The 11,412-nt window shown below is 39.4% G+C and carries 8 protein-coding genes and 1 pseudogene; 7 read left to right on the top strand and 2 right to left on the bottom strand.

Features of this window, described 5'->3' with window-relative positions; genetic code table 11:
* The first annotated feature begins 283 nt into the window (after positions 1–283).
* Both nhaC and GJS40_RS09605 read left to right on the top strand, forming a co-directional pair.
* Complete coding sequence (gene nhaC, locus GJS40_RS09610; RefSeq protein WP_270897661.1) at positions 284–1,663, top strand: Na+/H+ antiporter NhaC; 1,380 nt, start codon at positions 284–286, stop codon at positions 1,661–1,663.
* 185 nt (positions 1,664–1,848) lie between these two features.
* Positions 1,849–2,082: pseudogene (locus GJS40_RS09605) on the top strand (ATP-binding protein); the annotation flags it as partial.
* A gap of 57 nt (positions 2,083–2,139) precedes the next feature.
* Here the strand turns inward: GJS40_RS09605 and GJS40_RS09600 are convergent.
* Both GJS40_RS09600 and GJS40_RS09595 read right to left on the bottom strand, forming a co-directional pair.
* Entirely contained in the window at positions 2,140–2,406 is a 267-nt protein-coding gene (locus tag GJS40_RS09600) for an SRPBCC family protein (RefSeq protein WP_270897664.1), read from the bottom strand.
* A 92-nt stretch (positions 2,407–2,498) separates the two neighbouring features.
* A complete protein-coding gene (locus GJS40_RS09595) occupies positions 2,499–3,155 on the bottom strand; it encodes a hypothetical protein (RefSeq protein ID WP_270897660.1) in 657 nt (218 codons plus the stop codon).
* 292 nt (positions 3,156–3,447) lie between these two features.
* On the opposite strand from GJS40_RS09595, the gene GJS40_RS09590 reads away from it, so the two are divergent.
* From GJS40_RS09590 to GJS40_RS09570, 5 genes are all read left to right on the top strand, one after another.
* Positions 3,448–4,725, top strand: coding sequence for a toprim domain-containing protein (locus GJS40_RS09590; RefSeq protein ID WP_270897659.1), 1,278 nt, complete (start codon positions 3,448–3,450; stop codon positions 4,723–4,725).
* Positions 4,701–6,110, top strand: coding sequence for a hypothetical protein (locus GJS40_RS09585; RefSeq protein WP_377902099.1), 1,410 nt, complete (start codon positions 4,701–4,703; stop codon positions 6,108–6,110). The genes GJS40_RS09590 and GJS40_RS09585 overlap by 25 nt, the downstream gene beginning before the upstream one ends.
* Complete coding sequence (locus tag GJS40_RS09580) at positions 6,067–6,777, top strand: hypothetical protein (protein WP_377902100.1); 711 nt, start codon at positions 6,067–6,069, stop codon at positions 6,775–6,777. The genes GJS40_RS09585 and GJS40_RS09580 overlap by 44 nt, the downstream gene beginning before the upstream one ends.
* Entirely contained in the window at positions 6,758–9,985 is a 3,228-nt protein-coding gene (locus tag GJS40_RS09575) for a coiled-coil domain-containing protein (RefSeq protein ID WP_270897658.1), read from the top strand. Before GJS40_RS09580 ends, GJS40_RS09575 begins: the two co-directional genes overlap by 20 nt.
* Before the next feature lie 312 nt (positions 9,986–10,297).
* The gene (locus GJS40_RS09570; protein ID WP_270897657.1) at positions 10,298–11,272 is read left to right on the top strand and encodes a 2-hydroxyacid dehydrogenase; all 975 of its coding nucleotides are present in this window, start codon (positions 10,298–10,300) and stop codon (positions 11,270–11,272) included.
* Positions 11,273–11,412 lie beyond the last annotated feature (140 nt).

The raw sequence follows: 11,412 nt of genomic DNA, 5'->3' as shown, positions 1-11,412 counted from the left end.
TCGCAGCAGATCGTATTAATGCACAATTGAATCAACAAAATGCTTCATGATTTCTGTTTTTAAAAATACAATTTAGAAATTCTGTATATCTGTGTATTTTTAAAAAGAGCAATTATGAAATTGACTCAGGTAGTTGAGAAGTGATATGAGGCAAGTGAAATCTTGTCTCAATTTTTATTTGACCCATTACGTTTCTATGATTTATATTAAGAGATGTTTGTTACATAAACGGATAAAAGCTTTAAAATGCTAAAGCTAGATATCATCGTGGGGGAACGACAACATGAAGAACCGTCCATCTTTTTGGAAAGCACTCATTCCTTTATTAGGTTTGATTATCACTGCACTTTGTTCCATTTTCCTTTGGGATGCCGGGATGATTGTGCCGCTTATTGTTGGTGTCATTTTGGCAGCCATTGTCGCCATAAGCTGTGGCTGGAGTTGGATGGAAGTGCAACAAATGATGGTAAACGGAGTAAGTAGAGTATTACCGGCCATTTTCATTTTACTAACGATCGGTGTGGTGATTGGATCCTGGATTGCCAATGGTACGATTCCGACGATGATTTATTACGGAATGTTAATCATCGATCCCGCTTGGTTTTTACCGGTTGTTCCGCTTGTGACGGGTATCATTTCAGTGACATTAGGAACATCCTTCACATCGATTGCGACCGTTGGAATTGCTTTTATGGCTATTGGTGATGGATTAGGATTTTCTCCAGCAATTGTAGCCGGTGCCGTTATTACCGGGGCTTTTTTTGGAGATAAACTTTCACCGTTATCAGATACGACGAACATCGCTGCCGCTGTGGTAGAGATAGATTTATTTACCCATGTGAGACATATGCTTTGGGATACAATACCTGCCTTCGTCTTATCGATAATGATATATTGGATCATCGGATATTCAGAAATTACAAGTGCAGGTTTTGATGAGGAAGCGATGAATATAATGATGACAGGTTTAAAAGAAGCTTTCGTCATTCATCCATTGTTGTTATTACTTCCGATTTTCGTGATTGTGTTAATCTTAAGGAACGTTGCAGCATTGCCAGCATTGATCGTAATAAGTGTAGCAGGAGCAGTGCTTGCAGTGATTGTACAAGGAACATCTGTCGGTGCGATCGTTCAATTTTTGACTGATGGATTTGCCATTGATACAGGAGTAGAAGCGATTGATTCTTTATTAAACCGAGGCGGACTCACTTCCATGCTAGGGACCATCGTCATTCTCACAATCGCAACGGCATTTGGTGGCATTTTAGAAGAAACAGGAGCATTTGAAGCGTTAACGAGGAAAATGATGGAAAAAGTAAAGACCACTGCCTCACTTATCAGCTCTACCATTTTAAGCACATTGGTCGTCGCACTTGCAAGTGGAGAACAATATTTGTCGAACATTTTACCCGGAAGAACTTTTATTAAAAAATATAAAAATATGAATATCGATACGAAAAATCTATCAAGAGCAACAGAGTCGATCGGGACAGTTGGAATCAATCTCATTCCGTGGAGCGTTCCTGCAGTATTTGCCGCAAGTATTTTTGAACTACATCCATGGGAGTATTTGCCTTATGCATTTTTCGTTTTTCTCGTTCCAATCATCAATTTGCTCTTCGGTTTCACCGGATGGACGATTGTGAGAAAGGATTATAGTTAAGAGAAATAAACAGAGGAATTATAACAAGTGAGAGATGGGAGAAAATATCCTGTCTCTTTTTTTGATAGTGGTGCGCACACTATGATGTAGATTAGAAAAATTCATAAGTGTTAAAAGTATTCAATTATCAAAATGGGTAATTAGTAGTATAATTGGGGTACTTAGGAAAATAGGAGAGGATATCTTTGCTTGTTTACGAAGCAACTAAACAAAAATTTCTAGAAGACGTGTTTCAAGACGAACTGACAAATAATATTATTGAAAATTTTAACCAAAAGATTGGTAAAGTAAATGAATCTGAAGTACGTTCATGGGACAATTCAATGCAATATATGTATCGAGTACTTTCTGATCCCGAAATTCCCAATGATTCCGGTGTAGCTATTGAGTATCGAATTCCCTATTCTTTCAAAAGAGTCGTTAGTAAAGTTCCACCATCTTTTTCTTCAAGCTTATACACATATGCAACGTCTCCTTCATTGGGAATGACGTCCCAGTTGGAAGAGAATAATGCTATTTGTAATTTCTTTCTCTTCAATCGCTTTAATTACTTTTGTTACAGTTTCTCCTCCATTTGGGTGTTCCCAAACTACTTTACTTCCCACCGACATATTTTCATGAGGAAAATCTTCTGGAAGTTCATCCCATTGTGCCACAAATTTCGGATTCACAAGTACTTCCCATACTTTTGATGGGGTAGAAGAAATAAATATGTGATCTTCGACAATTAGCTTTTTTGTCATTATAATCTCCTTCATTTTATTGGATGTAATACATCATAGTTTCTCTTGAAAAAACGTTGCTGTACATTAGAATAGCTAATCGTAGCGTATAACTAATCTTCCCACCACGTATCCATATCAATCAACCAATGATATCTTAACGTAATTGCTCTTTCTAATGCAGCTAATCCTGCGGCAACGGGAAGGATAATATTCAGCCAGTTCGGTAATACAATCGGTGACTCGAACGTCCCGAATTTTTCAGCGATAAATGGAATTTGAGAAACGAGTGCTACAAGTTGCGGAAGTCCAAGGATGAGAGATATCAAGAGCACGATAATGGCAGTATTTTTGACAATCTTGCTGGCACGGGGGAAGCGGTCGTCTAATCTCAACCGGAGACCTTCCAGTGAATTCGGGTGCGGCGACAGCATTTCTTCGCCATCATCGGTAACATAATGCATCCGTTTAAGCCCGTACGTCGTAGTTTCCACTTCAATAACTCCTCCGGGAACAGGAAAAACGCCCGGAAGTTTGGTTTTCGCAACGTGTTTTCCATTCCGGTACATATCGGCGATTTCGTCCTCGTCAAAGTAATGTACATTTACTGCATAGACACTGTTCGTGCCATTTTCTTCGGGCAGCCGTATGTAAAACAGCGAACGGGTGAAAATTTGCCAAGAGCGGTAGTCCTTCAGCGGATGACCGTCGCCGGGTTTTACTTTATTGATCGCCCGCTTTCGTTTCCAGTGACGATATTTTCGCAACATGAAGAAAGCCCCCCCTTACATTCACTGAAGTCTTTGGATCACCGAATTTATACGCAAATGTTGAGCTGTGAGGCAAATTCTTTCGTTCACATTTTTATAACACAGATTGAAGTGGACAAGCAAGGGAAGAAAGAAGCGATTACAATTGTTTAAGATTGCGGTGGACAGAATGAAATGAATGCTAACAGTTCCCCAAAGAAAATGATTAGTTAACATGCTACAATTATGTTAAATTTATTTTTTTAATGATGTTGAAATACATATCAATGGATGACCGAAGGAGAAGATCCCCTTGCTCCAACAAGATTTAATACGTTATTTGCAAGAAAAGATTTTGTTGAAAAATGAAGAACTGAATTTACAGGAAATACAAAAGGATAACGGAATGGTTCACATTCCTGTCATTCGAAGGACGGTTAGAACGCGGCGTAGAGTAGCCTTGTTAACAGTAGGCCTTGAGAATAACATATCGCCGGACGATTACTTACTCAAATTATTTACCAGTCCAAAAGCAAAGAAGCAACTGGAAATAACGGATGAAACTTACGAATGGATAAGAAACGGTTTCGTTATCCGAGAATTTCGCTTTGAAAAAGACGGACTTACTGTGAAAAAAGAGCAGTATCGGATGGGATTACATTTATGTCGGTATAAACAAGAGTTAAAGAAAGAACAAGAAAGAGAACAGGCTGAGTCCTTTCTTCAATGGGTAACGGCATGGAATGAAATAAAAGATACTTTGATTCCACAAGACCCCAAACGGACAGAAGCTCTCCATCGATTGAAAGAATTGTTGGATGACGTTGCATGTACGAAAGACTTCAAACCTATCATACCGCAATGGCAGTTCCACAAAAGACTTCTATTCTTACATTTTTTAGCTGCATTTTATCAAATCTCCATGACAGAACATCACTTCGATTGGAAAGAAATCGGAGCGAGATATTATCGAAAAATTGGCGGTTCCAAAGCTTTCGATGCCCATAAGTCGGAATTTATTGAAGTGGCTGAAGAAGTGCTGGATTCTCCGTTACACATCCTTGGGCTGAGCAGTTTAGGGACAATTACTCCGATTTATTTCGTAGGAAAAATGGAAAGTGCTACTGTTTCCTATGATTATGGTCCGATTCATGCGACGACGGATTTGGCGGCATTTACGGAGAATTTCCACACGGAAGCGAAAGTTTTATGGCTCGTTGAAAATAGAGGGATCTTGACAAGAATGGCTTTTGAAACGGATTTTTTAAAAGAAACAAATAGTCTTGTGTTAGGGATAGATGGACAACTTCGCTCAAGTCATAGACGTTTGATGAAGCAACTTTTCATGGATGTAGAACAAGTGATTATTTGGACAGATGTGGATGAAGCGGGACTTGTTATCGGTAGTCATCTTGCGGAACTGATTAAAGGATATGAAGTTACAGCAAAATGGGTAGTTCCACCGTTGGAAGTAGTAACAAGTCTGGAAGCGTTCCGTAATGCATTTGAACGGGCATTGGAACTCCGTGCGACAGAACAGGAAGAACAGATTGGAGGAATTGATCGGTGGAAAAAATGGCTCAGTCTTTAATTTCAATCTTTGATGTGGAAGAAGAAAAACCCGAGCTTTTCCAATCGTTGCGCGACATCGCCGCCCTTGCCGGTGTTTTGGAAGATTTAAGTGATCAGCAACCATTTGAAGCTCCGAAAAACGTGTTACGGTTTATGCGTGTACTTCATCTCATTAATCAAGAAGCGCTAGGAATTTCAGAACCGATTGAAGATGAAGAAACACTGTTTTATCGTTATCGCCATACGTACGGGTATGATGATGAAATGAGTATGGAATATATGAAACATTTAATTTATGTTTTGGGGAAGTACAACTGGATTACGAAAACAACGAAAAGAATGAAAATGCGGGATCTTGGAAAAAGGCTTATGGATGTTTTGATTCGTTTGGCAAATGATTCATTGGCGTATTACATGAATGATGATGTCGCAAGGACGCTGTTTCAAGCGAAAAGAGATGCGGAAATTAGTGAAGCTTATGATGATAAAGGAATTTCCGGTGGAAACAAACTAGCAAGCATGATCAAAAATGTTGAGGAAGCGATTTTACTCCTTCGTGAAAGGGAACTGGAATATTTAGCGGATCGGAATGCCCTATCCCAGGTGGAAGTCATCCATCATTTAATGAAGGAACTAGAAGCGAAAATGAAGGAACGGATTGCGAAGTTTGAAACATTTGATCAGGAGCTTGTCTTTGCCTCCCTTAGACAGCGAGGGATCACAGCGATCAGTGAAGGAACGAAGATCAGTATCGGCACTATCAACAAAATCCTTAAGTTCACACACCTCCAAGAAACTGATTTCATTGAGATGATTCAGCCGGATTTACTCAGAAATTTTATCGTGCAAAGTTTTGATCCACCGCTCGGTTCAGATATTCCGAATGCACATCAGATTCTTAGTTTTATGGAACAGGGTCAGTATGAAGATGAAGAACTAGATGGCATGTGGGCACCAGTCAAATTCGCTTCACCATTATCTCCGGCAGCCATTGCTGAGGGAATTGATTATATTGAAAATTACGAACCTGTCACCGGTGAAATTGAAGAACACGAAGAACTGATTTTTCAAGATATTGACGAAATTATGGAAGAACAACTGGACGAAATTATGGGAGACTCGAAATGGCAAATGACAAAGCATATGATACGGACGGAAGAAATTGAAAATTATTTGGACGAAAAAATAGAAGCGGGTCTTGATGAACTAGTAATCGAGGTCGGGTCGGACAAGTGGAGTGATATGTTAAACAGTTTATTAGGAGTTTCAGCGCTTGTCGCTAATAAAAAGGCGGACATCGATGAATCGGCAAACCGGAAAATCAACACAAATATGGAAAAACGAGATTGGAGATGGACCGATGAAAAACAAGGAACCTATGGAATCCGTAAACGAGGAAAATGAATTTTTGAATACGAATCCTTTAAACGCCATGCAATCACTTCAGGGCTTTTTATCAAAAGAAGAAGAACTCGCTTTCATGCAAATTTTGTTTTCTTCTTCCGCAACGATTCGGGCGGCAAATTTCGGACTTTCCAGAAAAGAAGTGGAAAAAATCCTCGGCATCAATAACGATGAGGCATTTTTTTCATTTCTAAAACGATTGAATCAGGCTATCAGCCGATATTTCAAAGTCATTTACGATGAGCGAAGAGATCAAGTGGTCGCATTAATGCGGGTGTCTGCCAAACAAGCGCGGAACGTATTGAGCAAAGAAAGCCTTGCCATTTTAATGTTCATTTTTTACCATCAGGAAGTGTTACAAAATGAATATACGTTGTTTTCCCAGTTAATTAAAAGTTTTGGCCACGAATCTTTGAAAGTGACGCGAAAAATTCAAGCGAACTTGGACCCGTTGAAAAAAATCGGTGCCATTGAAATCTTTGATACGAATTCCGATGAAGAAGCGTATCAACTGACGGCAATTGGCGCACATTTGTTTTCGGATTCGTTTTTGCGAAGATATGCGGAATTTAGTCAATCAAATCAGTTACATATGGAAGATGTTTTGCGCTTCTTCAAACGTTACAACTTGAACGGTGGTGTGTCGGATGATTCCTTGGAGGCTTAGATTTAGAGGAATTCGAGATTATGAAACGATTGTCATGGATTTATCGGGAGAAAAAGATCATGTCCTCATTTCCGGACCGAATGGCGCGGGAAAATCGACGATCACTTTTTGTATGGGTGCGGTGCTCGGTTCAGGCAAAGTAGATATCGAAGGATTAAAATCAAACAACATGCCACAAGACCAAGTGTGGCGGGCAACAATAGAACTCCTTTTTAAAAATGCTGGGAAAGTGAAAGTGGATGCGCCCGAATTCGTACAATTCCGCTTGGAGATTGAACAAAATCCAGGGGAGCCGATGAAAAAAGAATTTTATATTGAAGAAGGCGATCAGATGGATGATTGGGAGCGGAAAACGAAATTTACGAGCGGCGGTCAGTTGAATTTGACCGAATATAAAAACCAAGTCCTTTATAAATATGCTGTCGATCCGGATGCCTTTTATTTGATCTGGTACCAAAAAGAGGTGAATCAATTCGCTATCATGTCCGCAGAAGAAAGATTTCGGATATTCAGTGAGATGAACGGGATTGATCGAATTCAGAAAAACTGGGAAGAAAGTAAAGAACTTGTGAAAGAGACGGAACAGAGTTTGGCAGAAGCTGAGAGTGTACAGAAGGTTAATAAATTAAATTTAAACGCAAGTAAGAATGCCCTTGATAAGTATCTTGATCGGAATCGTCGCCGAGAAGAAGGATTCAGAAAATACTACCGCGCATTAGTATGGCTGAAAGATTATTATTTGGAACAGATTGATTCTTTGAAAGGTCAAATAGAAGAGTTGAAGGCGGATAAGGAAGAAAAGACCGATTTAAAACATGAACTTGTCGTTTCTGTGGAGGATAAAAAAGAAGAGCTCAGACGATTTAGAATCCGACTTCAAGAACTTGAAGATAAAGAAGAAGCGTTAAGTTCCGAACTGACAGAACTAGGCGAAGAAATAAAACAAGAGAAATTGAGAAAAGATGCAATTGCTAAAGAAATTGCTGAAATCTCAAAACAAGTGGAACGGATTGGTTTGTCGGAAGCAGAAGTGAAAGCAAAATTGACGGAAGCGGAAAAGAATTACAATAAAACAGCAGCTACGATTCAGGAAATGAACGAAAAACAAAAGGATTTACGGAATTCCCATCATGATTTGATTGATAAAAGAGCGATACTATCTGTACAAATCGAACTGGATGAGGGAAAAGAGAAAAAATATCGGGAAATGGTTGCCGAGTATGGAAGTAGTATTGATGTTCAACAGGAAATGGAAGTAAATGATGAGGAGCTTGTACTGAAAAAGGATAGACTACGAGATCACAATGAAAAGAAAGCAGAGATGGAAAAAGAACTTTCTTATTTAAAAAATAATAAAGTGTACAGTCCGCGACAAGAAGCTTCGATCCGTTATTTTAAAAAACAAAATATTGAAGTGTATCCTTTGCGTGAACTTCTCGAATTAGATGAAAATGCGAGAGAACGAGATGAAAAGCTGTTTGAAACGATTAAATATACATTATTTGTAAATAAGAAAAATTTTCAAGCGCCGAATGATTTGTATCACGTCGCTTTACCTGATATCGTTCCGGAGAAAACAATTATGCATCTACCAGATAAACATCTGCAAGTAAAAGGGCAAATGGAAGAAAGACTTTATCCTCTTGCATTAAAAGCTTTATGGTGGGTCGATTCTTTTTTTAAGGAGGAGAACCCGAAAATTATTCATGGACAACTCATGGATAAAAAAGGTGTTCGAGGACCTCAAGAGGAGCAAAGAATTATTTTAAGTGACAAAGTTCTCCGATTGCGACAGAAGAAGATAGAGAAAGAATTAGAGCTAATTGAGAAAGAACAGGACGAGCTGTTGCAACAAATTCAGCATCTTGAAAAAAGAAATCAAGTGCTCTTTCGCAGACGAGAGTCTCTGAAAGAAGCCGAAGCATTTTTCACTGAAGAAAATGAAAGAGAATGGCGAAAAACTCAGCATGATAAAATCCAAGAGGATATCTCTCGGATTGAAACGGAACTTCAGCAGCTGGATGAGTCATTGAATGAACAGAGCAAATTATGGGCGGATTGGAAACAGAAACTGGAAACAGCTAGGACACATCTTGAAGTTTTTGAGCGTTTTCGCAAAGAAAAAGAAAAAATTGAGGAAGTTCAGAGACTGGAAAGTTTGTTGCAAAAACTTCAGGAATCATATGAAGAAAAAGATCGTTTGTTGAATCAGACTTCGTTTCAATTTGATGAGCAAAAACGGAAAGAAAAAAGATTCATGCGAGAGTTGAACAAGCTGGAAGAAGAAGTTGCAAATCGACTTAGAGAAATCGATCAAATGGAGCGGCAAATAAAGCAGAGGGCTGACGAGCGGTTTGCCAATGAGGAAGAGTATTCTCGCACGAATAGGGAACTCTATCAACTTTTAGAAGAAGGAAAAGACTTTGGTCTTAAACAAGAGGAAATGAAAGAGAAGTCGGAGGAACCGCAACTGACAAAAGCTCAGGCCGACCAATTGTATGAACGAGGTAAGGCAGAATATGAAGTTGCGAGAGATTTAACTGGTATTGATGAAGCGGCACCTGAGAATTATGAAAAATTGAAAGAGGAATTTGAACGGTCTGAGAATGAAGTGAAAAAGTCAAAACTATTGTTGGAAGAGTATTTGGAACGGATGGAAAGATCGAAAGAGGAATTAGAAAACACGATAAACACAAAAATTATTATTGTCAATCAGAAGTTTGTTAACTATATGTCTCATTTCGGTTTTGAAGGAAAAATCGAATGGGAAATGTATTCGGATCGGAACGGACAAAGTCGCTACCGTATGTTTATTAAAGCACGGAAGGAAGGGCACCGTGGAAAATTAGAAGACGTCAACGAAAAAGCCCGTGGCGGAAAAGTCGGAAAAGGTGTTTCCGGTGGGGAAGAATCACTTAGTTCCTTATTATTTGCCCTTGCGTTATTACAGACAATCGAAACATCACCCGGCTACATTGTACTCGATGAGTTTGATAGCGCACTGGATGAGGGACGAAAGGATAAAGTTTTTGAGCTATATGAACAAGAACTCAAGCGCAAAATGATTATCCTAACGCCGAAATCTCACGAGGAAGAATATTTATATCGTTTCTCTAGAGCTTATATCGTCCATCATAATCCAAATATACCGAAAAGTACTGTTTTCAAGGTGAAGCGAGTGAAAGATACAACGAAAGATTTAGTGTAACTTGATTCATAAAGGCGTATGGGAAGTCTGTTCTTGTAGGGGCAGCCCTTTTTTCATCAGATCGGGAGAGTAGAAAAAAGAATTGAAAGGTAAAGACCGACTTCTTCGTAAATTCAAGACGATAATGCAGTGTCATCTATTATGTGAAACAATCCTAAGATTGTGCAAGACCTCAATTGAAAGAAGAGTTCCACGTCAATCAACGTCTTACAAGGTTCGAGGCAACTTTTAAAGTGAAAACATGCTTTGAAACGTTCAAGACTTTGATCGAGAAAAATTTTTCGTATGATGGTTTATAAAAGGAGGGGAACAGTGAAACATACGGTATACGTGACAAGAAAAATTCCAGACGAAGCATTGCAAATGTTAACATCTCGTTTCCATGTGCGCATGTGGGAGAAGGAAGAGACACCTGTTCCGAGGAGCGTGTTGGAAGAAGAAATTCAAGAAGTCGACGGACTTTACTGTTTGTTAACCGAAGAAATTAATGAAGGTCTTTTAAAGAAAGCGAAAAATTTAAAAATTATTAGCAACATGGCAGTAGGCTATAACAATATTGATGTAGAAGCAGCGAGCAAGCGGAAAATTATGGTAACAAACACTCCGGGTGTGCTTACGGAAACGACGGCAGATCTCACCTTTGCTCTTTTAATGGCAACGGCAAGACGAATTGTTGAAGCTTCCGACTACTTGCGCGAGAACAAATGGAAAACGTGGAGTCCGATGCAACTGACAGGACAAGACGTTTACGGAGCAACGTTAGGAATTATCGGACTGGGTCGAATCGGAGAAGCGGTGGCAAGACGGGCGAAAGGGTTTAATATGAATATTTTATATCACAATCATAATCGCAAAAAAGATGCTGAAGCGGAACTTGGGGTTACGTACAAAGAAAAAGAAGCGCTCTTAAAAGAATCTGACTTTGTCGTATTACTCACTCCTTACACGCAAGAAACTCATTACCTCATTGATGAAGAAGAATTAGCGCTGATGAAAAAGAATACCATCCTCATTAATAGTGCAAGGGGTGGGATTGTGAATGAAACAGCTTTGTACAATGCCCTTGTCAATGGAGAAATCTGGGCGGCTGGCTTAGACGTTTTCGAAAAAGAACCAGTAGACCGAAATCATCCGCTCTTGACACTACCAAACGTTGTGACACTTCCTCACATCGGAAGTGCAAGTAAGGCGACAAGAATGAAAATGGCCATTATGGCGGCAGAGCATATCGTGCAAGCCCTTCATGGTGAAACACCGACCCACCTTGTGAACGAGGAATATTTTTAACTTTACAGCCAAGAAACGTGAAGATGCTTTTAGCACCAGTGAAAGTGGGAGATGAATTGGCTTCGGACAAGGACAGGCTTTGCCTGTTCAATTGTCCGACATTTTGATAAAATCAACCTATGACGTTCTTTGATAACTGG

This window comes from Aliibacillus thermotolerans (assembly GCF_027853235.1).
Classification (GTDB): Bacteria; Bacillota; Bacilli; order Bacillales; family Marinococcaceae; genus Aliibacillus; species Aliibacillus thermotolerans.
Note: the sequence above shows the minus strand (reverse complement) of the source record. Positions and strands in the feature narration are given on the sequence as shown.

What these genes read in the sequence shown, in the direction of transcription:
- GJS40_RS09580 (WP_377902100.1), top strand. Translation starts at nt 6,067, where the DNA reads ATGAAAAACAAGGAACCTATGGAATCCGTAAACGAGGAAAATGAATTT.
- GJS40_RS09600 (WP_270897664.1), bottom strand. Translation starts at nt 2,406, where the DNA reads ATGACAAAAAAGCTAATTGTCGAAGATCACATATTTATTTCTTCTACC.
- nhaC (WP_270897661.1), top strand. Translation starts at nt 284, where the DNA reads ATGAAGAACCGTCCATCTTTTTGGAAAGCACTCATTCCTTTATTAGGT.
- GJS40_RS09595 (WP_270897660.1), bottom strand. Translation starts at nt 3,155, where the DNA reads ATGTTGCGAAAATATCGTCACTGGAAACGAAAGCGGGCGATCAATAAA.
- GJS40_RS09575 (WP_270897658.1), top strand. Translation starts at nt 6,758, where the DNA reads ATGATTCCTTGGAGGCTTAGATTTAGAGGAATTCGAGATTATGAAACG.